At 60.4% G+C, this 21,964-nt stretch carries 23 protein-coding genes, 1 tRNA gene and 1 riboswitch; of the genes, 10 read left to right on the top strand and 14 right to left on the bottom strand.

The features are described 5' to 3' along the window. The first annotated feature begins 290 nt into the window (after positions 1 to 290). Positions 291 to 482: a hypothetical protein gene (locus ACIQ39_RS01820; protein ID WP_396432896.1), complete on the top strand. Its 192-nt coding sequence runs from the start codon at positions 291 to 293 to the stop codon at positions 480 to 482. On the opposite strand, the gene ACIQ39_RS01815 is transcribed toward ACIQ39_RS01820, so the two are convergent. Together ACIQ39_RS01815 and ACIQ39_RS01810 are read right to left on the bottom strand one after the other, a co-directional pair. Beyond that, positions 445 to 678, bottom strand: a complete 234-nt coding sequence (locus ACIQ39_RS01815; RefSeq protein WP_396432895.1) for a hypothetical protein — start codon at positions 676 to 678, stop codon at positions 445 to 447. The genes ACIQ39_RS01820 and ACIQ39_RS01815 overlap by 38 nt on opposite strands. Positions 679 to 756: 78 nt before the next feature. After that, a complete protein-coding gene (locus ACIQ39_RS01810; RefSeq protein WP_396432894.1) occupies positions 757 to 1,800 on the bottom strand; it encodes a quinone-dependent dihydroorotate dehydrogenase in 1,044 nt (347 codons plus the stop codon). Between the two features lie 106 nt (positions 1,801 to 1,906). Here ACIQ39_RS01810 and rpiA point away from each other — a divergent pair, with 106 nt between their 5' ends. After that, positions 1,907 to 2,590, top strand: a complete 684-nt coding sequence (gene rpiA / locus ACIQ39_RS01805; protein ID WP_396432893.1) for a ribose-5-phosphate isomerase RpiA — start codon at positions 1,907 to 1,909, stop codon at positions 2,588 to 2,590. A 3-nt stretch (positions 2,591 to 2,593) separates the two neighbouring features. Here the strand turns inward: rpiA and ribD are convergent, their stop codons facing one another. The 5 genes from ribD to ACIQ39_RS01780 all read right to left on the bottom strand — a co-directional run bounded on the left by ribD (position 2,594) and on the right by ACIQ39_RS01780 (position 6,715). Then, entirely contained in the window at positions 2,594 to 3,712 is a 1,119-nt protein-coding gene (gene ribD / locus ACIQ39_RS01800) for a bifunctional diaminohydroxyphosphoribosylaminopyrimidine deaminase/5-amino-6-(5-phosphoribosylamino)uracil reductase RibD (RefSeq protein WP_396432899.1), read from the bottom strand. Positions 3,713 to 3,862: 150 nt separating this feature from the next. Then, a complete protein-coding gene (locus ACIQ39_RS01795; RefSeq protein ID WP_396432892.1) occupies positions 3,863 to 4,312 on the bottom strand; it encodes a prepilin-type N-terminal cleavage/methylation domain-containing protein in 450 nt (149 codons plus the stop codon). Continuing rightward, on the bottom strand, positions 4,309 to 5,565 hold the full coding sequence (locus ACIQ39_RS01790) for a hypothetical protein (protein WP_396432891.1): 1,257 nt from the start codon (positions 5,563 to 5,565) through the stop codon (positions 4,309 to 4,311). The genes ACIQ39_RS01795 and ACIQ39_RS01790 overlap by 4 nt, the downstream gene beginning before the upstream one ends. Further along, positions 5,562 to 6,224 carry a PilW family protein gene (locus ACIQ39_RS01785; protein WP_396432890.1) on the bottom strand — a complete coding sequence of 221 codons (663 nt, stop codon included), beginning with the start codon at positions 6,222 to 6,224 and terminating at the stop codon, positions 5,562 to 5,564. The genes ACIQ39_RS01790 and ACIQ39_RS01785 overlap by 4 nt, the downstream gene beginning before the upstream one ends. A 29-nt stretch (positions 6,225 to 6,253) precedes the next feature. After that, positions 6,254 to 6,715 carry a type IV pilin protein gene (locus ACIQ39_RS01780; protein ID WP_396432889.1) on the bottom strand — a complete coding sequence of 154 codons (462 nt, stop codon included), beginning with the start codon at positions 6,713 to 6,715 and terminating at the stop codon, positions 6,254 to 6,256. 73 nt (positions 6,716 to 6,788) lie between these two features. Between ACIQ39_RS01780 and ACIQ39_RS01775 the strand changes: the two genes are divergently transcribed. After that, complete coding sequence (locus ACIQ39_RS01775) at positions 6,789 to 7,358, top strand: GspH/FimT family protein (protein ID WP_396432888.1); 570 nt, start codon at positions 6,789 to 6,791, stop codon at positions 7,356 to 7,358. 11 nt (positions 7,359 to 7,369) lie between these two features. Here ACIQ39_RS01775 and nrdR read toward each other — a convergent pair whose 3' ends face one another. From nrdR to ACIQ39_RS01760, 3 genes are all read right to left on the bottom strand, one after another. Then, on the bottom strand, positions 7,370 to 7,819 hold the full coding sequence (nrdR, locus tag ACIQ39_RS01770) for a transcriptional regulator NrdR (protein WP_396432887.1): 450 nt from the start codon (positions 7,817 to 7,819) through the stop codon (positions 7,370 to 7,372). A 12-nt stretch (positions 7,820 to 7,831) separates the two neighbouring features. Beyond that, complete coding sequence (gene glyA, locus ACIQ39_RS01765; RefSeq protein ID WP_396432886.1) at positions 7,832 to 9,076, bottom strand: serine hydroxymethyltransferase; 1,245 nt, start codon at positions 9,074 to 9,076, stop codon at positions 7,832 to 7,834. Between the two features lie 50 nt (positions 9,077 to 9,126). Next, positions 9,127 to 9,292, bottom strand: a riboswitch (ZMP/ZTP riboswitch). A gap of 154 nt (positions 9,293 to 9,446) precedes the next feature. Next, positions 9,447 to 10,241, bottom strand: coding sequence for a transglycosylase SLT domain-containing protein (locus tag ACIQ39_RS01760; protein ID WP_396432885.1), 795 nt, complete (start codon positions 10,239 to 10,241; stop codon positions 9,447 to 9,449). A 418-nt stretch (positions 10,242 to 10,659) separates the two neighbouring features. On the opposite strand from ACIQ39_RS01760, the gene ACIQ39_RS01755 reads away from it, so the two are divergent. Beyond that, positions 10,660 to 13,476, top strand: a complete 2,817-nt coding sequence (locus tag ACIQ39_RS01755) for a DUF349 domain-containing protein (RefSeq protein WP_396432884.1) — start codon at positions 10,660 to 10,662, stop codon at positions 13,474 to 13,476. A gap of 29 nt (positions 13,477 to 13,505) precedes the next feature. Here ACIQ39_RS01755 and ACIQ39_RS01750 read toward each other — a convergent pair whose 3' ends face one another. From ACIQ39_RS01750 to ACIQ39_RS01735, 4 genes are all read right to left on the bottom strand, one after another. Next, a complete protein-coding gene (locus ACIQ39_RS01750) occupies positions 13,506 to 14,330 on the bottom strand; it encodes a UDP-2,3-diacylglucosamine diphosphatase (protein WP_396432883.1) in 825 nt (274 codons plus the stop codon). 11 nt (positions 14,331 to 14,341) lie between these two features. Continuing rightward, positions 14,342 to 14,848: a peptidylprolyl isomerase gene (locus tag ACIQ39_RS01745; protein WP_396432882.1), complete on the bottom strand. Its 507-nt coding sequence runs from the start codon at positions 14,846 to 14,848 to the stop codon at positions 14,342 to 14,344. A gap of 4 nt (positions 14,849 to 14,852) precedes the next feature. After that, positions 14,853 to 15,425, bottom strand: coding sequence for a peptidylprolyl isomerase (locus ACIQ39_RS01740; RefSeq protein WP_396432898.1), 573 nt, complete (start codon positions 15,423 to 15,425; stop codon positions 14,853 to 14,855). A 235-nt stretch (positions 15,426 to 15,660) separates the two neighbouring features. Next, positions 15,661 to 16,167, bottom strand: a complete 507-nt coding sequence (locus tag ACIQ39_RS01735; RefSeq protein WP_396432881.1) for a tetratricopeptide repeat protein — start codon at positions 16,165 to 16,167, stop codon at positions 15,661 to 15,663. A gap of 220 nt (positions 16,168 to 16,387) precedes the next feature. Between ACIQ39_RS01735 and cysS the strand changes: the two genes are divergently transcribed. The 6 genes from cysS (at position 16,388) to ACIQ39_RS01705 (ending at position 21,942) form a co-directional block, all read left to right on the top strand. Next, positions 16,388 to 17,764 (top strand): cysteine--tRNA ligase, encoded by a 1,377-nt coding sequence (cysS, locus tag ACIQ39_RS01730; protein WP_396432880.1) that lies wholly within the window; start codon positions 16,388 to 16,390, stop codon positions 17,762 to 17,764. Continuing rightward, positions 17,761 to 18,411, top strand: coding sequence for a DNA-3-methyladenine glycosylase family protein (locus ACIQ39_RS01725; protein ID WP_396432879.1), 651 nt, complete (start codon positions 17,761 to 17,763; stop codon positions 18,409 to 18,411). Before cysS ends, ACIQ39_RS01725 begins: the two co-directional genes overlap by 4 nt. Before the next feature lie 46 nt (positions 18,412 to 18,457). Next, complete coding sequence (locus ACIQ39_RS01720) at positions 18,458 to 19,432, top strand: acetyl-CoA carboxylase carboxyltransferase subunit alpha (RefSeq protein WP_396432878.1); 975 nt, start codon at positions 18,458 to 18,460, stop codon at positions 19,430 to 19,432. Positions 19,433 to 19,471: 39 nt separating this feature from the next. Then, entirely contained in the window at positions 19,472 to 20,428 is a 957-nt protein-coding gene (gene tilS, locus ACIQ39_RS01715; protein ID WP_396432877.1) for a tRNA lysidine(34) synthetase TilS, read from the top strand. 141 nt (positions 20,429 to 20,569) lie between these two features. Next, positions 20,570 to 21,838, top strand: coding sequence for an aspartate kinase (locus tag ACIQ39_RS01710; RefSeq protein ID WP_396432876.1), 1,269 nt, complete (start codon positions 20,570 to 20,572; stop codon positions 21,836 to 21,838). An 11-nt stretch (positions 21,839 to 21,849) separates the two neighbouring features. Further along, positions 21,850 to 21,942 (top strand) — tRNA-Ser (locus tag ACIQ39_RS01705). Positions 21,943 to 21,964 lie beyond the last annotated feature (22 nt).

The raw sequence follows: 21,964 nt of genomic DNA, 5'->3' as shown, positions 1-21,964 counted from the left end.
GGTTCGGGCAATCTCTCGCACGGTGAAGTTCTGAACATGGAGGCTGGCGAGAGTCACGCGCTCTTCGGGTTGGATCTGTTTGTAGTGTTTCAATGGAGTGCTTTGCATCTGCGGACCTTACAGGGTTGGCAGGTGTTGCACTTCACTTTTGAATCCGCCGAGTCTTGTAAAAGGGTCAAAGCAACAGCGCCACCACAGCCACCTCCGACCGCACACTCGCCTTTGTCTACGGCCCCGAACACCAACGTGTCAAACAAACCGTCACCCTGACGGCCAACGCTCCCACCAACATGATGGGCGGCACCACCTGGTACCTGCACGGCCAGAACAACGCGCTCTTGTTTGAAAAAGAGATCAAAGCCAACGGCGTCAGAGAATACCGCCATTACCTGCAAGCGGCAGGCATGACCTTTGCGCTGGTGACCACGCGCAGCGGCGCGGGCGTCAACGCGCCATCTCAATCAACTCTATATCCTTTTTGAGCAAGTCATTGATCAGCGCAGAAAATTCCACACCCTTGGCACTGGCCAGCGCGGCCAGAGTGTTCTGCACTTTCTGATCCAGGTAGACCGGTATATTTAATTGCGCACCATCCCTATGAAACTGGCCGCGCTTGGCTCCGGAGAAATCAATTTCTGCGGGCATATCGTCGTCATCGTGTGCGGTTTGTGCGTTCATGGTGTTCACCTCAATAAATTGTAAAAACGGGGTCAGATCCCAATTGTTTCGTTGGCACCACAGCATGCGGCCTTGTGATCAAGGCCTCATCTGCTGCAAGGCGCTCGCCACTTCGGTCACCAGCGCAGGGCCTTTGAAGATGAGGCCGGTGTAGATTTGCACCACGTCGGCCCCGGCCTCGATCTTGGCGATGGCGTCGTACCCGCTCAGGATGCCGCCCACGCCGATGATGGGGAAGTCTTTGCCCAAGGCCGCACGCAGCTGGCGAATCACGCGGTTGCTCCCTTGCAGCACGGGTGAGCCGGACAGGCCGCCCTTTTCTTCGGCATGCGGCAGGCCGCTCACGGCGTCGCGGGCCAAGGTGGTGTTGGTGGCGATCACGCCGTCCATGCCGTGTTTTTGCAAGGTGGCGGCGATCACGCCCACTTGCGTCTCGTCCAGGTCGGGTGCGATTTTGAGGAACATGGGCACGCGGCGGCCATGCTCGGCAGCCAGTTTTTCGCGCCGAGCCACCAGCGCGCCCAGCAAACCGTCGAGTGCTTCGTCGCTTTGCAGGGCGCGCAGGTTTTTCGTGTTGGGGCTGGAGATGTTGACCGTCACGTAGTCGGCGTGGGGGTACACCCCGCTCAGGGCCAGCACATAGTCGTCGGTGGCGTTTTCGATGGGTGTGGCGGCGTTTTTGCCGATGTTCAAGCCCAGCAGGCGACCTTGCTGGCGGAACTTGGAGCGTTTGACGTTGGCCACAAAGGCGTCCAGCCCGTCGTTGTTGAAACCCAGGCGGTTGATCAGCGCTTGGGCTTCGGGCAGGCGGAACATGCGCGGTTTGGGGTTGCCGGGCTGCGCTTTGGGTGTGACGGTGCCAACTTCGACAAAACCAAAACCCATGGCCCCCAGGCCGTCGATGCAGCGGGCGTTTTTGTCCAACCCGGCGGCCAGGCCCACCCGGTTGGGAAAGTGCAGGCCTGCCAGTGTGACGGCTTGGGCCACAAAGGGTTGGCGGTAAACGCGGTCGAGCGGGGTGTTTTGCGTGCGGGCCAGGCCTTCGATGGTCAAATCATGGGCCTCTTCGGGGTCCATCTTGAACAAAATCGAGCGGGCGAGGGCGTAGGGGATCATGGACATTGGATAATTCCGGGCTGGCGCAAGGGGGCTGCGGCGTGTGAGTCGTGGCCCTGCGATTGTCGCAAACCCCAGCCCGAGCTTTTTCATCCCCCAACCGAATGTTTTCATGACCCAAGACGAACTCAAAGCCCTGGTGGGCCAAGCCGCCCTGAAATACGTTGTTCCCGGTGAGATCGTTGGTGTGGGCACCGGCTCCACAGTGAACTTTTTTCTCGACGCCTTGGCAACCATGAAAGACCAGATCAAGGGTGCGGTGTCCAGCTCTGAAGCTTCCACCGCACGCCTCAAGGCCCTGGGCATTCCAGTGTTCGACAGCAACGAGACAGAGAGCCTGTCGGTCTACATCGACGGTGCGGACGAGATCGACCACCAAGGCCACATGGTCAAAGGCGGGGGCGCGGCCCTGACGCGCGAAAAAATCGTGGCGGCGCAGTCGCAGTTGTTTGTCTGCATCGCCGACGAGAGCAAGCTGGTGCAGACCTTGGGGGCTTTCCCCCTGCCGGTGGAAGTGGTGCCCATGGCCACGGCCCGCGTGATGCGCCAATTTGCCGCCATGGGCGGCGTGGCCAGTGTGCGCTTGAAAGATGGCCAGCCTTGGGTCACCGACAACGGCCAGCACCTGGTGGATGTCAGGGGCCTGCACATCGCTGACCCGGTGGCGTTTGAGCATTCCGTGAGCCAGTGGCCGGGCGTGGTCACGGTGGGGGTGTTTGCCTTGCAAAAGGCCCAAGTGTGTCTGCTGGGCACAGCAAACGGCGTGAAAACACTGAATTTTGCGCTGGATCTTTAAGCTTCAGGCCCGGCGCAGCAGCAGGCGCAGGTCGGGCCCGATGCGGTCCACCGCGTGAAAGCTCAGCTGCACCGAGTCGTGCAGCGCAGCCAGCGCAGGCAGCATGGCCATGCCTTGACCCGGGCCAATCAAGCGAGGGGCCATGTAGACCAAGTATTCGTCCACCAGGCCTTCACGAATGAAAGAGCCGTTGAGTTTGTGACCGGCCTCGACATGCAACTCGTTGACTTCGCGGCGTGCCAAGTCGCTCAGCATGCCCGACAGATTGACCTTGCCGCCGGGGCCGGGCATCTCGATGAGTTGGACGCCCCGCGCTGTGAGCGCAGCGCGTTTGGGGCGGTGTTGCTGGTCTTGGGGGTCGGTGGCGTGGTAGAGCCAGATTTGCCGAGCTGGCTCAGCAGTGGCTTGTGGGGACAGCAATTGAGCCGTGAGTGGCAGGTCCAAGCGGCTGTCTACCACCACCAAATGCGGTTGACGCGGGGTGTTGTGGCCTCGCACATTGAGTTGCGGATCGTCTTCAAGGATGGTGCCAATGCCCGTGAGTACCGCGCAAGCGCGGGCTCGCCATGCGTGGCCGTCGCTGCGGGCTTCGGGGCCTGTGATCCATTGGCTGTGGCCGTTTTGCAGGCCAGTTTGCCCGTCCAAAGAGCTGGCCACTTTCATGCGTAGCCAGGGCCTGCCGCGTTCCATGCGGCTGAAAAAGCCGATGTTGAGTTCGCGGGCTTGGTGGGCCAAGGCACTGTGGGGAGGCAGCACCTGGGTTTGCACACCTGCTGCGGCCAGGCGCGCCATGCCCAGCCCAGCCACTTTCGGGTTGGGGTCGATCATTGCCGCCACCACCCGGCCAATGCCTGCCGCGCTGAGCGCGTCACAACACGGCCCAGTGCGGCCTTGGTGGGCGCATGGCTCCAGTGTGACCCAGGCGGTGGCTTGCTGCAGGCTGTTGTGGCCTCGCTCGGCCGCGTCGCGCAGTGCCATGATTTCGGCGTGTGGACCGCCCGCGCCTTGGGTATGGCCTTGGCCCAGTACGCTGCCATCGGCGGCGGTGATGATGCAGCCCACACGCGGGTTGGGTGCGCTCAGGTACATGGCACGCGCGGCCACCTGCAAGGCCTTGTGCATCAGCTGCTCGGGGGCACAAGGCTCAGCAGCGGCCGGTGCAGGCCCGAAAGCGGCGACATCGGCCACACCAGAGGCACGGGCAGCAGGTTCAGGGCGGTTGGGCGTGGGGCGGTCGGGGGAGGTCACGGTCAAAAGCGCATGGTCAATGTATCAGGGTGAGGATACGCTAAGCCAAGCAGGTACTTGGTCAATGCTGCTGTGCAACACCATGAGACCATTGCCTTGCTCGGCGGGCGAGTTGGCCTGCCGGCTTGTGCCCACATGTGCTCGGCCTTTGAGGGGCCATTGCACTTGGACGGTGACATCCATCAGTGCCAGGCCGGGTCTTTCGCGCAGTTGGTGGGTGATCGTGTAGGGCGTGCCCTGCACAGTGATGGGGTGGGTGATCGCGCAGCCATGCCGGCCCGATTGCAGGCAATCCATGGCCTGTGCCGCCAAGGTGGTGGCCAGGCTGTGCTGGCGGGTATCGCTGGCGGTTTGCAGCGCATGCAGGGTCAAGCGGGTGGCCCCAGCCAAGCCAATGCCCAGCACGGCCGAAGCCACCAAGGCCTCCAGCAAGGCCAGGCCCTGCTGTGCGTTCCGTGGTTTGGGCGTGCTCACGGTGGGCCTTCACGCCAACTGCCCGGGATGCCCTGCACTCGGCTGGCATCGATGCCAGCGGGCCAGTCCAAGCGGTAAGCCGCTCGCGGCTGGCTTCGGGCCTGAATGTGGCTGTCGCTTTGCAGATCGATCAAACTGGACTCCACCACCAATTGCCCATCGATGCGCCCGGCGCGCCATGCCTGGGCTTTGTGGTCTTGGCATTGCGTTTGCAGCACCACAGTGCCCCAAATGCGCACCCCGCTGGCGATGCTGGGGCAGCGCAGTGCACAGGCTGTGTCTGAGAACACCAACAACACCGGGGCATCTGCCGTGCCCAGGCTTTGTGTCCAAGGGGTGGCTTGGTCTACCCAGTAAATGGAGCGCTGGGGTTGGCTTTGCGCGTGCAGACCTTGGCGCTCTTGCGCTTGCGACCAAGCTTGGATTTGCGCGGGCGTGATGTCGCCCAGCACGTGCCGCCAAGCCAAGGCCGTGCACGGGGGGGCGGCTGGCGCGGCACTTTGCACACCGTTCAAGGCGCTGGAGAGCTCGCCGGTGAGCACACCGCCTGCGGGCAAATGCTGGGGTAACAAGCCCAAGCAGTGGCTGCGTTGCGCATCTGAGATCAGGCCGTTGCCATCTGGGGCGTGCAGTCTAAGGCTGTGCAGCACAGCGCCAGAGGCTGCGCCGCTGCAAGCGGCGCTGTCTGAGCTCAAGGGGCACACACTCAGGGCCGCACTGGCGGCTGCTGAGGCACAGCCGTTGAGCACCAAAGCCGCTGCGCTTGAGCCGCTTGGGGCCGGAGCCACACTGGGCACAAACACGCTGGCCTGAACGCGGCCTTGGCTGCGGCTGTCGGCCAATGTGGCGCTGGCCCACAAGCCCACCACATGCGGTGATCGGACCACATCGCGCACCGTCAAAACTTGCGAGACTGTCTCTGGCATGGACGGGTGTACAGGCGCAGACATCAGGCTGCATTGCCACTGGTCACCTGTATGACCAGCAGGGCAGGCGCTGCGAGCGTTGGCGCTTGGTGCCAACGTGCCCTCTGGCTGGCTGGCGTATTGCCGGGCAAGTTCAGCGCGCGCCCATGCCAAAGCGGCTTCGGCGGCCAAGCGAGCTTGGGTGGCTTGGTTTTGGTGCTTGCTGGCCAATTGGTCGGTCAACACACTGCGGGCGCTGTAAAAGCCCGCCAAACTGGCCAACATGACCAAACTGGTGACCACCATCAAGGTGATCACACCCTTTTGCAGGACGGGTTGTGTGCTCATGGGATCTGCCCACATGCGGTGGGCCAAGGGGTGGCGGCCACGTGGTTGCGCAGCCCAACAGTTTGCGAAATCTGCAACTGCCGCGCACTTTCGCGTGGCCACTGGGCATGCACATGCACGGTCACCCACCGCGCCAACCAAGGACCGCGTGGTTCGCAGTGCAATTGCCATTGCAGTTGGGTCATTTTCAGACTGCCTGCGTCGGTCAGATCGGTCCACACTTCAGGGGTACAGGCGGTGCGCACCTGAAGCTTGTTTTGGTGCAGCCGAAAGCCGGTGCATTCGTTGTTGTCCAAGCGGCCATCCAAGTCGCGGTCGTGGCCAAAATCGATGCGCTGACCGGCTATCGAGAGACCGGCTGGGCCGCTACAGAAGGGGTCTTGGCAACCGGTGGCCGAGCGCTCAGTTGCCGCTTCACCCACAAACTGTGCTTGGCGCAGGGCTGTGGCCATGGTGTCGAGCGCAGCGCGCAGGTCGTGGTGCAGGTGGCTGTCTTGCAAAGCCCATTGGTGCCCGCGCAGGTGTTGCGCCAACATGTGACTGCCTGCCGCCAAGACCACCAAACCCATGGCCATGCCCACCAACAAGCCGACCAAAGTTTCACCACGTTGTGCCGGCGGGTGCTGATGTGCCTTGGCCGTGTGGGGCAGGGTGTGCATGGCGGGCCTTTGTGGCGCTTTGGGGTGGGTCATTGCCGCCAGCATCGCTTGGGGTCGCCGCTGACGTCGGCACCGGCACTGAGCACCACGGTGGCCGTGTGTTGCAGTTGCAAGCGCATTGGGTTGCAGGCAGCGTCAGCCGCTTGCGTGCCCAGCGGCGTTGCCAGCAGGGTGTAGCCCTCGGCCAAGGCGTTCTCGATCGTGATGCGGTAGTGCCCAGCGGGCGAGCGGTCGCTGGGCCAGCCCAAGCTGCTGAGATCACTGGCGTGGGTGGCTTGCGTGCTGCGCCAGCGGGCTTGGTCCAATTGCAGTTGCAGCAAAGCGCTCTGTGCGTCGATGCGCCGGGCTTGGCGTTTTTGTGCCTGATAGGCAGGCCAAGCCAGGGCGGCCAACACCCCCATCAGGGCCAGGCTGACCATCAACTCGCTCAGCGTGAAGCCCAAAGTCCGTGCGAACGGGAAGGGTCGCTTTGGCGGCTTGGTGGTGCGCATGTCTACAGCCCCTGTCTGTGGGTAAGACACAATATTGTGGATACTTAATCATGACTTGTACAGGCTGCACCAAATGCTGACCCCGCTGCCCAGGCGTGCACACCCAAAAGACCCGGGTTTCAGCTTGCTGGAAGTTTTGGTGGTGCTGGCGCTGCTGGCTTTGCTCGCCACTTTGGCGGCGCCGAGTTTCAAGGCTTTCAGGCACAAGCACCAAATGCAAAGCCAAGCAGAGCAGTTGCAAGCCAGCCTGATGTTGGCCCGCAGCGAGGCTTTGCGCCGTCAGCAACGCGTCACCCTGTGCATTCGAGATGCCAAGCAGGCCTGTGCTGCGGCAGGCAGTTGGGCGCAAGGTTGGTTGGTGTTTGTCGATGACAACCAAAACACCTGGCGCGAAGCGGATGAGACGATTTTGCAGTTGCACGCGGCCGCGCCGGGGTTTTTGACGATCCAAGGCAACGCCACGGTTGATCGCTTCGTTTCTTACGCGCCGAGTGGCCGCAGCCAAAGCCGGTCGGGTGCTTTTCAGGCCGGCACCATCCGTTTGTGCGGCGCAGGGCAAGCGGACGCTTGGCGGGTGGTGATCAATGCGGTGGGCAAGCCGCGTTTAGAGAAAGCCAGGGCGGACACACCGACCGATTGTTGAGCGCTTGGTCTTCAGCTTTGCACCTCGTCCACCAGCGTTTTGAAGGCATCGATGTCTTCAAAGTTGCGGTACACGCTGGCAAAGCGCACGTAGGCCACTTTGTCGAGTTTTTTCAGTGCGCGCATGACCAATTCGCCGATGCGGTGGGACTCGACCTCACGCGTGCCCATGTTGAGCAATTTTTCCTCAATGCCTTCAATTGCGCCATCGACTTGTTCGGTGCTCACCGGCCGTTTGCGCAAGGCCAGTTTGAGGCTGGCGCGCAACTTTTCACGTTGGTAATCGATGCGCCTGCCATCTTTTTTGACAATGGCTGGAAAGTTGACTTCTGGCTTTTCGTAGGTGGTAAAGCGTTTCTCGCACGCGCCGCATTGTCTGCGGCGGCGGATAAAGTCCCCGTCTTCGGCCAAGCGTGTCTCGACCACTTGGGTTTCGAGGTGACCGCAAAACGGGCATTTCATCGCGTGCTCCGATCAGCTGTAGACCGGGAAGCGGCTGGTCAAGGCGTGGACTTTGGCGCGCACGGCCGCGATGTTGGCTTCATCGTGCGGCTTGTCCAGCACATCGGCGATCAGGTGGGCGGTGGCGCGGGCTTCTTCGTCCTTGAAGCCCCGGGTGGTCATGGCCGGGGTGCCGATGCGCACACCGCTGGTCACAAACGGCTTTTCCGGGTCGTTCGGGATGGCGTTCTTGTTGATGGTCATGTGGGCACTGCCCAAGGCGGCTTCAGCCACTTTGCCGGTGATGCCTTTGGCCCTCAAGTCGACCAACATGACATGGCTTTGGGTGCCGCCGCTCACAATGCGCAGGCCGCGCTGGGTCAGCACCTCGGCCATGATTTGCGCGTTTTTGATCACCTGGGCCTGGTAGGTTTTGAACTCGGGTGCCATGGCTTCTTTGAAGGCCACGGCCTTGGCGGCGATCACGTGCATCAGCGGGCCGCCTTGCAGGCCGGGGAAAATGGCGCTGTTGATGGCTTTTTCGTGCTCGGCCTTCATCAAGATGATGCCGCCGCGTGGGCCGCGCAAACTCTTGTGGGTGGTCGAGGTGACCACGTCGGCGTGCGGCACCGGGTTGGGGTAGACGCCCGCCGCGATCAAACCCGAGTAGTGGGCCATGTCGACCAAAAAGATGGCGCCGACTTCTTTGGCAATCTTGGCAAAGCGGGCCCAGTCGATGTGCAGCGAATAGGCCGAAGCCCCCGCGATGATGAGCTTGGGCTTGTGCTTGCGGGCCTGGGCTTCCATGGCCTCGTAATCGATGGCTTCGTTCGCGTCCAAACCGTAAGACACGGCGTTGAACCACTTGCCCGACATGTTCAGCGCCATGCCGTGGGTCAGGTGCCCGCCCTCGGCCAAGCTCATGCCCAAAATCGTGTCGCCGGGCTTCAAAAACGCCAAAAACACGGCCTCGTTGGCCGACGCGCCGCAATGCGGCTGCACGTTGGCGGCTTCTGCGCCGTAGATTTGCTTGATGCGGTCAATCGCCAGTTGCTCGGCCACGTCCACATGCTCACAGCCGCCGTAGTAGCGTTTGCCGGGATAGCCTTCGGCGTATTTGTTGGTGAGTTGGCTGCCTTGGGCGGCCATGACCGCGGGCGATGCGTAGTTTTCGCTGGCGATCAACTCGATGTGGTGTTCTTGGCGGGCGTTTTCCGCTTCAATGGCGGCGAACAGTTCGGGGTCGGTTTGTTCAATCAGAGTGTTGCGGTGGTACATGGCAGTCCTTTGAATGGAAATGGCCTTGACCAAAAACCAAGGTTTTTGACAAGGGCTGCCCAGGCGAACGGCTGTAGAGCACCGCCGGGCTTGAAAAGCCGGGAGGGGCTGCGCGCTTCCCAGTGGTTCGGTGACAAGCCAAGGCCATCACGCTCCACGTCAGAGTGCTCTGTTTCGCAGAAAAACAGGCTCCTATCGCCAGTTGCGCGCCCTGCAGTGTAGCCCACTGCGTGGCCTCATTGCCCCGGCCCAGGCCCTGCCAAGTCAGCGGCGCTTCGCTGGCCTGCGGCTCAGTCGGCGCTTGCAAGGGGACGCCAGCACTGGCTCAAAGCGTGGCCCAGAGGGTGTATCGGAAAGTTTTCAGGGGTGGTCAAAGTCCATGGGCCTGCGTGGCGACCGGGTCGCTTCTGACCAAGGGGGAGTTTGCCAAGGCTGCTTTTTGGCCAATGATGTCCAGGTGTTGTTGTTCAGCCAACACCCGCCGTACATATTGGTTGGGATCGCCTTTGCCCGAGGTTGAAGCGTAAAGATTGAGCGCCTCTTCGATGCTGCCGGACTGTTGCACCATGCTTTGCAAAAGGCGTGTGCCCACGCGAAGATTGGTCAAAGGGTCAAATGCCGCCATGCGACCGCCCAACACAGCAAGTGCGTCGTCATGCGTTTCAGGTGCGATTTGCATCAAGCCCAAGGTGCCGATGCTGCTCGCTGCAAAAGGGTTGAACCGCGATTCCACCGCCACAATCGACAAAATCAAAGAGGGGGAAATTTGGCTGCGCTCGCCAAGCGTCCAGGCCTCGTGAACCAGAGCCCCTAAAGGCTCGGGGGCCACTTTGTACCTGCGGCTGAGCCACTGTGTCACGGCCAGTTGCTCGCTGCTGAGGTCCTTGGCCATGGCCGCCACAGTGCGTGAGGCTGGGGTTTGTTCGCTCCCCTGCTCTTGGGCCAAGATGAGTTGAAGCTGTCTTTTTTCCAACCAGGCCATCAAGCCCTTGCCGATTTTGGCTTGCAAGTCCGCACGGGCGCTTACCGCCAAAACGACGACGACCACAGCCAGGCCCAGCAGGGCTAAGCTGTGGCGGCTGATGTCTAAGAAGCCTGCGCGGATGTCATTGAACACGGTGGACAAAACCAGTCCAAGTCGGCTCCATCGGGTGTCGGTTTTCATGGCGTTTTGTGGTTGGCCCAGTGTACCCATCTCGGGCGGATTGGCCAGAGGCTTGAGCGCTGGATTGACTGCCGCCCAAGTGAAGAAATAGAAAAAACGGGAACGGCGACCTGAAAAGAAGTCTCAAAACAGCATGCTGGGCAGTCCGCTTGAAGGGGATGAAAGGCAAATTTTAGAAACGAATCATAACCAGTCAAGTATATTGGACTAAAAAATTAGAATCTTTTACCTATATCAATTGGGTCGATGTCGGTTAATTGAGAGAGATTGAACAGCTTTGCGGGCCAGCGGCTTGTCTGAGCCAAATAACAGCGAAAATAGGCCCCCTACGTCAACTCCACTGACAGGCTGTTGCGAGCGCCACTGGAGGCGATCTCAAAACAGCACAGTCAGGCATTGTGTTTTAAAAGTAACGACCGTGAATTCATCTTCTAAGCCTTTTGACATCGCCACCCTTGAGCCCTTGGTGGCGGGTATTTTCAAAGCCCCCAACTCTGCCGAGCGCAGTGTGCGTTTGCGTGAGTGGCTGTTGAGCGAGCCCGCCGAGAGTTTGATGGCCGATGTCTACCGAGAGCTGTCGGGTCGCGACAAGGGCGTTGCCAAGTTGCTCAAAGAAAAACTGGACGAGATCAAGCGCAGCCACGGCCAAGAGGCCTTGGCCGCTGAATGGGCACACAAGGCCGAGCAGTTGTTGCAGGCGCCGCGCTTGAACATGGCCGACGCACTGGCTTGGCAGCGCGACGCGGCCAAGGCCGGTGCGCCCCTGTCACGCGAGCCACTTGCAGGCCTCAAGCAGCGCTTGACCGAGGTCGTCAAAGGGGTTGAAGACCTGCAGCACCAGGTGATGGTGCAACGCGAAGTGGCGGTGCTGTTGGCTCAGCGCATTGAGGTGCTGTCGACCAAACCCTTGAGCGAAGCGCTGGGTGGGCAGAGCGGTTTGCAGGTCGATGTGGCGCAATGGCAAAACCAGGCTCAGGCCCTGAGCCAAAACGCGGTCTGGCCGAGTGTGGAGCTGAAGTACCCCTCGCAGCTGGAAGCCGCTGGCAAACAGCTGCAAGCGGTTTGGGATGGCTTCTCAGCTGCGGCTGTTTTGGCCAGCACGGCGCAGGCCGATGCCACAGCGGCCTTGCCGCCTGTGCCGGTGTGGGCCGATGAAATTCGGCGCTTGAGGGGCGATGTCCATCCGCCCGTGTCCGTGGCCTCAGCGCCTGAAAAGCTTGAAAAAGCAGACAAGACCGACCAAGCCGAAAAAGCGCTCAAGCCCAAAGTTGACCCGGCGCAGCGCCAAGCCTTGCGTGAACAAGCCACCAAAGCGGTGACCGATGTGCTGCAAGCGCTGGAAAAAGAAATCACACTGAGCCAAGGCGCGCCATTGCCCGAGGCCGCAGCGGCCTTGCGCGGCGAACTCAAGACCCACGCGAAAAACCTGGACACCAGCTTGGACGAGCGCTTGCACAAAGCCTTGACCGCTGCCGGTGATGCCCAAGGGTGGCAGCGATGGCTGCTTGACCAAGTGCGCTCAGACTTGGTGAACCAAGCCGAGGCTTTGTTGGATGCCGACAAAGTCCCCACGGTAGGCGGCCGCAAGATGCAAGACAAACTGCGCCAATTGCGTGACAGTTGGAAGCAAATTGACCAAGGTGGCTTGCCCAACCACGCGCTGTGGAAACGCTTTGATGCGGCCTGTAACGAGGCCTACAAATCAGTCTTGGCCTGGTTGGAGCAGATGAAAAAGGACTCCGCCGACCAGCGCAACCAGCGCTTGGCCTTGATGGAAGAGGTCAAAGCGTGGACTGCATCCATGGCGCTGAGCGAGGACTGGCGTGCGCAGCTGCGCGCTTTGCACCAATTTGCTGACCGTTGGCGCAATGCCGGTCACCTGAGCGAAAAAGCCTTTGGTGAAATGCAGGGCCTTTGGAAAAGTCTTTTCAAAGCCGCTGCCGCGCCATTGGAGGCCGCTCAAAAAGCCAGCATGGCTCGCCGTCAAGCCTTGATCTTGGAAGCCCAAGAACTGGCTGCGGCCCCAGCGCTGCGTGTGGATGCCGTCAAAGCCCTGCAGCAGCGCTGGCAACAAGAAGCCCAGTCGGTGCCGCTGGACCGCAAGACCGAACAAAAACTCTGGGAAGTGTTCCGTGCCCCGCTGGACGAGGCTTTCCAGCGCAAAGGCCCTGAGCGTCCGCAAGCCGCGGGTCCCGTGAGCGCGCATGACCGTGCGGTCATCGAGGCCTCCACAGCCTTGGACGCGGCCAATGCCAGTGGCGATGCAGCCAAAATTCGCGCCGCCATGGCCGCCTTGGAGTTCGCCTTGCGCGGACAAGCCGCGCGGGCCGCAGCGCCTACGCCTACGCCCGTGCATGCCAATGCGCAAGCGCCCAAGGGTTCCGATGCGGCTGCACCCAAGTTTGCCGATGAGACCTCTGCACCAGGCGCTGCCGTTTCAGAGCCCGGTGATCATTCCGTCAGCGAATCAGCCGCTGCAGCTGCCTCAGCCGATGGCAGCGATGCCTTGCAAGCGGCCAAGGGGGATGCTGAAAATACAGACGCAGACCCTCAGGCTGCCTCAGTCGGTGCGCCCACACCGCCGGCTGCGCCTGTCAAGCCGCCCAAACCCGTGGTGGCCGTGCGCGGTGATGACCGGCCCGGTCAAAAGCGTACCCCAGCTCCTGCGGGTCGGGACGGTCGCCGCGATGCCCGCCCCGGTGAGCGCTCTTCGCCGCCGGGTGGGGGTCGCTTTGGCGAACGTGACGCACGGACCGAATGGCGTGAAGACCGGGGCCCCCGTCTGGGCGATGCCGCCTTTCGGGCGCAACGCGAGGCCTTGGAGCGCGCCGAGATGTCCTTGCGCAAACTGGCCGCACAAGCCCATGGTGAGACGCTCACCCAATTGCTCTCGGCTTGGCAAGAGCGCCAAGCTGAGCAGCTGCCCAGCGTGCAGCAAATGGGCAAAGCCATTCAAGCGTCAACCCGCCAGGCTTGGGCCCAAGCTGTTGCAGCAGAGCCTCAACGTGCCGCTGCGACGGCTTTGTTGCGGCTGGAGATTGCCGCCGAAGTACCCACACCGGCCGATCACCAAGCTGCGCGCCGGGCCTTGCAGCTGCAATTGCTGACCCAGCGCAACCAAGCCGGCCCCAGCGAAACCTGGGCTGAGGATGTGGCCCAGGTCCTGTCTGGCCCCCACGAAGAAACGGCGGCTCGGCGCTTGCAAAACGCCTTGAAAAACTTGTTGCGCAACTGATCCTGCAAATCAATCGCCAAACAGGCCGCTCACCCGGCCTTTGGGGCAGGGAGCTGCCCCGGCACAGCGCTGGGTGGCCAATCGATGCGTGTCATGACGCCCGGGTGCTCTAGCCTGAACACCTGAGCCCTCTGGGGGCTATGGTCGAGTGACCAGTCGCTCAGTACATGCCTTTGGCCTGAGCCCAGTGGGTGGTCTGCGGCTTGGTGGGTGTGGCCGTGCACCAAATGGCTGGCATCGGCCGCATCGAGCCAGCGCAAAGCCAAGTCAGAATCGGCATCGGCGTGAACTGCGGCGGTGCGCTTGTTGGACTCGCTTTGCTGGCGCATCGCGCGCGCCAAAGCGATTCTTTGCTGCAGGGGTTGGGCTAAAAAATCTTCTTGCCATTCGGCCGAGCGCACCTCTTGGCGAAAGCCTTGGTAGGCGCTGTCGTCCAAGCACAGGGCGTCGCCATGGCTGAGCAAAATATTTTGCCCCCCCCATTGCAGCACGCTGGGGTCGTTCAAAGGATGCACACCGCAGGCCGCCAAAAACGCAGGACCCAACAAAAAATCGCGGTTGCCCTGCATCAGGCCGACATGCATGCGCTGTGCAGCCTGACGCAAAACCTGAGCGCAATCTTGCAAAAAAGGGTCTGACGCGACGGCATCGTCGCCCACCCAGACCTCAAACAGATCGCCCAAGATGAACACCGCATCTGCGGGCGTGCGGGCCATGAAATCTCGCCAAGCCTCGAAAGTAGCCGGTTCGCTGGCTTGCAAATGCAGGTCAGAGATCAAGTCGACGGTTTGCCATGCTGCTGGGGCTGTGACCCGGCCGATGTGGGGCAGGCAACTGGACAGGGCCGCGCTCATGGTTCAAGCGATCACAAGGCGACGGCTTTCTCGATCACGACATCTTCTACGGGCACATCGCCATGGCCGCCTTTGTTGCCGGTTTTCACGGCTTTGATCTGGTCCACCACTTCGGTGCCCTTGACCACTTTGCCAAACACCGCATAGCCCCAGCCTTGCATGGAAGGGGCGGTGTGGTTCAAGAAGTCGTTCTTGGCCACGTTGACGAAGAACTGCGACGAGGCCGAGTGCGGCGCCGAGGTGCGGGCCATGGCCACGGTGTACTCGTCGTTTTTCAAGCCATTGTTGGCCTCGTTTTCGATGGTCGCGTCGGTTGGCTTTTGGCCCATGCCCGGCTCAAAGCCACCGCCTTGCACCATGAAGCCGGGGATCACACGGTGAAAAATCGTGTTGTTGTAGTGGCCCTTCTTCACATAGGCCAAAAAGTTTTCGGTTGATTTGGGGGCTTTGTCCGCGTCCAACTCGAGGGTGATGACGCCGTAGCCGGTGATGTGCAGTTCGACTTGGGGGTTGCTCATGGTGTTACTTCAACAAGGTGATGGATTGGATGATGACCGGTGCCTTGGGGACATCGGATGAAAAGGGACCGCCCGCACCGGTGGGGGTGGTCCTGATTTTTTGGAGCACGTCCATGCCGGACGTGACTTTGCCAAAAACCGTGTAGCCAAAATTTTGAACATTGGGGTCCAAAAAAGCGTTGTCCACAACGTTGATGAAAAATTGCGCAGTGGCCGATTGCGGGTCGTTGGTGCGCGCCATGGCCAAGGTGCCAGTGGTGTTTTTCAGGCCAGCAGCCAGAGCTTGACGGCCCTCGTGGGTGACCGGTGCGCGGGTTTTCCTCTCGCGGTATTGCCCGTCATAACCACCGCCTTGCACCATGAAGCCAGGAATCACGCGGTGAAAAATCAAGCCATCGTAATGCTTGTCGTTGACGTATTGCACAAAGTTGGCCACGGTTTTGGGCGCTTTGTCGGCATACAACTCGGCTTCGATCGCACCCATCGATGTGCTGATGCGGACCTTGGTGGCGGCTGTGCTTGTGTTTTGCGCTGAGGCCGCGGTGGGGGCGAGCAAGGCCGACAGGGACAACAGCATGGGCCATGCCCAGGCCAAGGCAGCGTTTTTGAGTGATCTTTGAGGTGCAGCGTTTGTGGGTGCAGATGTCATGGTGGTCCTGTCACGGTTGCGTTTGAAAATCGAGCATGGTGCGGTATGCGCCACAGAGTTTGGCGAAGGGTTGAGGCAGGTGGTGTTGGGCCAAGGTGTCGGGCCAAGGTGTTGAGCAAAAGGGTTGAGCAGTGGTGTGAAGGGTGCCAGGCCATTGCCGTCCTCAAGGCGTTTGGAGCAATTGCTCGGTCGCCAGTTTTTTGCTCTGCACACGGCTTTGCTGAGGCGAAGCGTTCAGGGCTTGCGCGAAAGCCCGTGCGGCCAAAGCCAAGTGCAGGTCACCCAAGTTTTCAAGGGCCAGCGCGTAATCGGGCCTGGCCTGAATGGCGGCTTGCAATGCGATCAAGGCTTCTTCGTGCCGGTTCTCGCGCACCAGCAAGGCCGCCAAGTTGTTGTGCGGTTCGGGCAGTTCAGGAAAAGATGCCGTCAATGCACGCAAGGTCTCGATGGCGGCCAGCGTTTGGCCTTGACCGGTTTGGATGTGGCTCAGCAACAAGCGCATTTGCGGGTCGGTGGGTGCGGTTTTGAGGCGGGTTTGCGCCAAGTCTTGCGCTTTGTCCCACTGGCTGCTTTGCACCAAGGCGTTGACATCAGCGTACACGTCGGCCTTTGCGACCATGCCCAGGGCCCATAAACTGACCAAAACCACCAATGACGGCAAGGAACGCATGCGTGATTCAAATTGAGGTGATGTGATGAAAAAATGAGCTTGCAGACGCGCTTGTCAAGCAGACAAACCCAGCCCAAAACTGGGGTAGACCTTGTCGGCGCGGGGCTATACTGAATGGCCATTGTAGCGGAGCCCTTGTGGCTTTATTTGTGCCGCAAGGCCCCATCAGCCCCTGTGCGAGCTGGTCTTTTTAAGTATCCCGTCTACCCTTCAATCTGACATGAGTTTGCGCATTTACAACACACTCAGCCGCTCGGTGTCTGAGTTTCACCCCATCGTGCCCGGCCATGTGGGCATGTACGTTTGCGGCATCACGGTCTACGACGATTGCCATGTGGGCCATGCGCGGGCAAATGTGGCCTTTGATGTGGTCCAGCGTTGGCTCAAAGTCAGTGGTTTTCGAGTCAACTTTGTGCGCAACATCACCGACATCGACGACAAGATCATTCAGCGCGCGGTGCTCAACAAAGAGCCCATTCGCCAGTTGACCGATCGGATGATCCAAGCCATGTACCGCGATTTCGATGCGCTGGGCATTGAGCGGCCGACCCACGACCCCCGGGCCACTGACTTTGTGCCTGAAATGCTGGGCATCGTGGGCCAACTCCAGCGCAAAGGTTTGGCCTACCAGTCGGCCACTGGCGATATGAATTTCGCGGTGCGCAAATTCCCCGGCTACGGCAAGTTATCGGGCAAGTCGCTGGACGAGTTGCAGTCTGGCGAGCGTGTGGCGGTGTCGGGCGAGAAAGCCGACCCGCTGGACTTTGTCTTGTGGAAATCCGCCAAGGCCGATGAACCCGCAGACGCCCAATGGCCCAGCGACTACGGCATGGGACGCCCGGGCTGGCACATCGAGTGTTCCGCCATGGCCTGCGCGCTGCTGGGTGAGACCTTTGATATCCATGGCGGCGGCGCTGATTTGCCCTTTCCGCACCACGAAAACGAAATTGCCCAAAGCGAAGGCGCGCACGGTAAACCACTGGCGAACTACTGGATGCACAACGGTTTCGTCAATGTGGACAGCGTCAAGATGTCCAAGAGTTTGGGCAATTTTTTCCGGATCAGCGAGGTCTTGGAAAAATTCGACGCCGAAACTCTGCGGTTTTTCATTGTCAGAGCGCACTACCGCAGCCCGTTGAACTACAGCGATGTGCACCTGAGCGACGCGCAAGGCGCACTCAAACGGCTGTACACCGCCTTGCAGGCTGTGCCGCCTTTGGAGCTTGGCATCGATTGGACCGAGCCTTTGGCGGCCCGCTTCAAAGCGGCGATGGACGAAGACTTTGGCACGCCCGAGGCGGTGGCTGTGCTGTTCGAGTTGGCTGGGGAGGTCAACCGCAGCGGTTCGGCTGAGCGTTCGGGCTTGCTCAAAAGCTTAGGGGGCGTGCTGGGCTTGTTGCAGACCGACCCCACGGCTTACTTGCAAGCTGGCGCCAGGCTGGATGATGCCGCCATTCAGCAGCAGATTCAGGCTCGGGCGGATGCCAAAAAAGCCAAAAACTTTGCCGAGGCCGACCGCATCCGCAACGCCTTGTTGACCCAGGGCATTGTGCTCAAAGACTCGGCCACTGGCACGGCTTGGGAGGCAGCGCAGTGACGCTCAGCCAATCTTCGGATGTGATCCCTGTGACGCCCGCCTACTGGGCAGAGGCTTGTGGGCACTTGGCCAAAAAAGACCGGGTCATGAAAAAACTCATCCCCCAGTTTGGCAACGCGATTTTGGAAACCCGGGGGGATGCATTTGTGACACTGGCCCGCTCCATCGTGGGCCAGCAAATTTCAGTCAAAGCGGCGCAATCGGTGTGGGATCGTTTTTCGGCCTTGTCGCATGGCCTCACGCCCGCTGCTGTGCTCAAGCTGAAGGTAGATGACATGCGCAGCGCCGGTTTGTCGGCCCGCAAAGTCGAGTACTTGGTGGATTTGGCGGTGCACTTCAGTTCGGGCACGCTGCATGTCAAGACCTGGCAAGAGATGGCAGACGAGGCCATCATCGACGAGTTGGTGGCCATTCGAGGCATCGGCCGCTGGACGGCTGAGATGTTTTTGATTTTCCACCTGCTGCGCCCCAATGTCTTGCCCCTCGACGATGTGGGCTTGATCAATGGCATCAGCCGCAATTATTTTTCAGGCGAACCCGTCAGCCGCAGCGATGCCCGTGAGGTGGCCCAAGCTTGGAGCCCTTATTCAACCGTGGCAACTTGGTATATTTGGCGCTCACTGGACCCGGTGCCAGTCGCTTATTGAGGGCTGGACAAAGCGCCCACACTGAACCCGAACAGAGGAGCCCAATTTGGCCAAAAAAACATTTCTTGACTTTGAGCAACCGGTCGCTGAGCTCGAAGCCAAGATCGAAGAATTGCGCTATGTGCAGACAGAGTCAGCGGTGGACATCACCCTTGAGATCGACCAGTTGAGCAAAAAAAGCCACCAACTGACCAAAGACATCTACAGCGACCTGAGCCCCTGGCAGGTCACCAAGATTTCTCGCCATCCCGAGCGCCCCTACACCTTGGACTACGTCAAAGGCATCTTCACCCATTTTGTGGAGATGCACGGCGACCGTCACTTTGCTGACGATCTGTCCATCGTGGGTGGCTTGGCCCGGTTCAATGGCCATGCCTGCATGGTGCTGGGCCAGCAAAAGGGGCGTGACACCAAAGAGCGCACTTTGCGCAACTTTGGCATGAGCAAGCCCGAGGGCTATCGCAAAGCGCTGCGCTTGATGAAAACCGCCGAAAAGTTCAAGCTGCCGGTGTTCACCTTTGTGGATACACCCGGTGCCTATCCGGGTATCGACGCCGAAGAGCGCGGACAGTCCGAGGCGATTGGCCGCAACATCTTTGAGATGGCGCAACTCGAAGTGCCCATCATCACCACCATCATTGGTGAAGGGGGCTCCGGCGGTGCTTTGGCCATCTCGGTGGCTGACCAAGTGCTGATGTTGCAGTACTCGGTGTATTCGGTCATCAGCCCAGAGGGTTGTGCTTCTATTTTGTGGAAAACCAGCGACAAAGCTGAATTGGCTGCCGATGCCCTGGGCATCACGGCGCACCGCCTGAAGGCCTTGGGCTTGGTGGACAAAATCGTGAACGAACCCGTGGGCGGTGCCCAGCGTGATCCCGACTTGATGGTGTCTTTCCTCAAGCGCGCTTTGGGTGACGCATGGCGACAAGTGGCCGACCTCAAACCCAAGGAGCTGTTGGAGCGCCGCTATGAACGGCTCAACAGCTATGGCCGCTTCAACGACACCAAAGCGGCCAAGTGACTGGCGGATAAGCAGCACGTGAGTTTGCCGGTTTGACGCATGGCCCCCCCAGTGGTGCTGCCCCTCGAGCTGAGCCTGGCTGACTTCAGCCCGGGCCTGCCTTTTGCCGTGGCGCTGAGCGGTGGTGCAGACTCCACTGCGCTGCTTCTGGCCTGTGCCAAGCGTTGGCCCGGGCAGGTGAGGGCGGTGCACATTCACCACGGCTTGCAAGACGCGGCCGATGCTTTCGAAACGCATTGCCGTGCGCTGTGTTTGGCGCAGGGTGTGCCTTTGCTTGTACGCCGGGTGCAAGCGGGCCATGCGTCGGGCCAAAGTCCGGAAGACGCCGCCCGCCAGGCCCGCTACACCGCATTGGCCGATGTGGTGCGCAAAGAATGGCCGGGTGTGACAGATGTCGCCTTGGCCCAGCATGCCGACGACCAAGTCGAAACCTTGCTCTTGGCCTTGTCGCGTGGCGCGGGTCTGCCAGGCTTGGCCTGTATGCCATCGCAATGGCATCGGCAGGGCTTGCATTGGCACCGCCCTTGGTTGGGCGTGACGGGTGCGGCCTTGCGCCATTGGCTGCAATGCCAAGGCCAAAGCTGGGTGGAGGACCCCAGCAACACCAATTTGAGCTTTACCCGCAACCGCATACGGGCCTTGGTGATGCCCGCTTTGTCACAGGCTTTGCCAGCTTTCAGAGACACCTTCAACCGCAGTGCGGCCCATGCAGCACAAGCCCAAGAGGTGTTGAACGAAGTGGCCGAGCAGGACCTGGTTGTGGTGGGTGTGCCCCCGCGCATTCAGGCCGTGCAGCAATTGAGCCGCGCCCGCCAAACTTTGGTGCTGCGCCATTGGCTGCGTCAGCACCATGGCACCACGCCCAGCACCGCACAACTCCATGAGCTGCTGAGTCAGATCGCCGCATGCACCACACGGGGCCACCATTTGCATTTGAAGCTTGGCCAAGGCTTTGTGAAGCGTGAGGGCATGCATCTGACATGGCACCCGGCCTGAGCACAGGCTTGGGCTTGATTTGCGGGCCTGGTGGGTGCAGAAAATGTCTGCTCAATGGTTACAATCGAGGGTTTTTCCGGAGCCCTTGACAAGCACATGCCTTGTCGGCTGATGGTTTCTTTCTTGAACTGAACACAATACATGGCTTTATTCGTTCACAAATACGGTGGCACTTCGATGGGCTCGACCGAGCGCATCCGCAATGTCGCCAAGCGGGTGGCCAAATGGGCGCGCGCTGGGCACCAGGTCGTGGTGGTGCCCAGCGCCATGAGCGGCGAAACCAACCGATTGTTGGGCTTGGCCAAAGAGCTCGCGCCTGCCAAACCTGACATGGCTTACAACCGCGAACTCGACATGCTGGCCTCGACGGGTGAGCAAGCTTCTTCTGCCTTGTTGGCCATTGCCCTGCAAGCCGAAGGCCAAGCATCGGTCAGCTACGCAGGCTGGCAAGTGGCCATCAAAACCAATGACGCTTTCACCAAAGCGCGCATCGAATCGATTGACGATGCGCGCGTGCGTGGCGAGCTGAACGCGGGCAAGGTGGTCATCATCACCGGCTTTCAAGGGGTGGACAACAACGGCAACATCACCACCTTGGGCCGTGGCGGCTCGGACACCTCGGCCGTGGCCGTGGCGGCGGCCATGCATGCCGACGAATGCTTGATTTACACCGATGTGGACGGCGTCTACACCACCGACCCCCGTGTGGTGCCAGAGGCCAGACGCCTGCACACGGTGAGTTTCGAGGAAATGCTCGAGATGGCATCGATGGGCTCCAAAGTCTTGCAAATTCGCTCGGTCGAGTTTGCGGGCAAATACAAAGTGCCCATGCGGGTGCTGTCGAGTTTTACACCTTGGGACATCGACATCGATGAAGAAGCCGCATCCGGCACCCTGATCACTTTTGAAGAAGACGAACAAATGGAACAAGCCATCGTTTCCGGCATCGCATTCAACCGCGACGAAGCCAAAATTTCTGTGGTGGGCGTGCCCGACAAACCCGGTATTGCCTACCATATTTTGGGTGCTGTGGCCGATGCCAATATCGAAGTCGATGTCATCATCCAGAACCTGAGCAAAGACGGCAAGACCGACTTCAGCTTCACGGTGCACCGCAACGATTACGCCAAAACCATCGATTTGCTCAAAGAAAAAGTGCTGCCCTCGCTGGGCGCCGCCGAAGTTTTGGGCGACGCCAAGATATGCAAAGTGTCCATCGTGGGCATAGGCATGCGCAGCCATGTGGGCGTGGCCAGCAAGATGTTCCGCTGCTTGAGCGAGGAGGGCATCAACATCCAAATGATCGCCACCTCTGAAATCAAAACATCGGTGGTGATCGATGAAAAATACATGGAGTTGGCCGTGCGCGCCCTGCACAAGGCCTTCGATTTAGACCAGCCTAAGCTATAATCTTCCCCATTGGAAACGTGACCGAGTGGCCGAAGGTGCTCCCCTGCTAAGGGAGTATGGGGTGTAGAGCCTCATCGAGGGTTCGAATCCCTCCGTTTCCGCCAGAAGCAAGCCCGTGTGATCCGT

This window comes from Limnohabitans sp., from assembly GCF_044361645.1.
GTDB lineage: Bacteria > Pseudomonadota > Gammaproteobacteria > Burkholderiales > Burkholderiaceae_C > Limnohabitans_A.
This window is presented reverse-complemented; position numbering and strand designations above follow the sequence as displayed.

Coding starts and splice junctions, on each gene's coding strand:
- ACIQ39_RS01820 (WP_396432896.1), top strand. CDS start 291: ATGATGGGCGGCACCACCTGGTACCTGCACGGCCAGAACAACGCGCTC.
- ACIQ39_RS01815 (WP_396432895.1), bottom strand. CDS start 678: ATGAACGCACAAACCGCACACGATGACGACGATATGCCCGCAGAAATT.
- ACIQ39_RS01810 (WP_396432894.1), bottom strand. CDS start 1,800: ATGTCCATGATCCCCTACGCCCTCGCCCGCTCGATTTTGTTCAAGATG.
- rpiA (WP_396432893.1), top strand. CDS start 1,907: ATGACCCAAGACGAACTCAAAGCCCTGGTGGGCCAAGCCGCCCTGAAA.
- ribD (WP_396432899.1), bottom strand. CDS start 3,712: ATGCACAAGGCCTTGCAGGTGGCCGCGCGTGCCATGTACCTGAGCGCA.
- ACIQ39_RS01790 (WP_396432891.1), bottom strand. CDS start 5,565: ATGAGCACACAACCCGTCCTGCAAAAGGGTGTGATCACCTTGATGGTG.
- ACIQ39_RS01785 (WP_396432890.1), bottom strand. CDS start 6,224: ATGCACACCCTGCCCCACACGGCCAAGGCACATCAGCACCCGCCGGCA.
- ACIQ39_RS01780 (WP_396432889.1), bottom strand. CDS start 6,715: ATGCGCACCACCAAGCCGCCAAAGCGACCCTTCCCGTTCGCACGGACT.
- ACIQ39_RS01775 (WP_396432888.1), top strand. CDS start 6,789: ATGCTGACCCCGCTGCCCAGGCGTGCACACCCAAAAGACCCGGGTTTC.
- nrdR (WP_396432887.1), bottom strand. CDS start 7,819: ATGAAATGCCCGTTTTGCGGTCACCTCGAAACCCAAGTGGTCGAGACA.
- glyA (WP_396432886.1), bottom strand. CDS start 9,076: ATGTACCACCGCAACACTCTGATTGAACAAACCGACCCCGAACTGTTC.
- ACIQ39_RS01760 (WP_396432885.1), bottom strand. CDS start 10,241: ATGAAAACCGACACCCGATGGAGCCGACTTGGACTGGTTTTGTCCACC.
- ACIQ39_RS01750 (WP_396432883.1), bottom strand. CDS start 14,330: ATGAGCGCGGCCCTGTCCAGTTGCCTGCCCCACATCGGCCGGGTCACA.
- ACIQ39_RS01745 (WP_396432882.1), bottom strand. CDS start 14,848: ATGAGCAACCCCCAAGTCGAACTGCACATCACCGGCTACGGCGTCATC.
- ACIQ39_RS01740 (WP_396432898.1), bottom strand. CDS start 15,425: ATGCTGTTGTCCCTGTCGGCCTTGCTCGCCCCCACCGCGGCCTCAGCG.
- ACIQ39_RS01735 (WP_396432881.1), bottom strand. CDS start 16,167: ATGCGTTCCTTGCCGTCATTGGTGGTTTTGGTCAGTTTATGGGCCCTG.
- cysS (WP_396432880.1), top strand. CDS start 16,388: ATGAGTTTGCGCATTTACAACACACTCAGCCGCTCGGTGTCTGAGTTT.
- tilS (WP_396432877.1), top strand. CDS start 19,472: ATGGCCCCCCCAGTGGTGCTGCCCCTCGAGCTGAGCCTGGCTGACTTC.
- ACIQ39_RS01710 (WP_396432876.1), top strand. CDS start 20,570: ATGGCTTTATTCGTTCACAAATACGGTGGCACTTCGATGGGCTCGACC.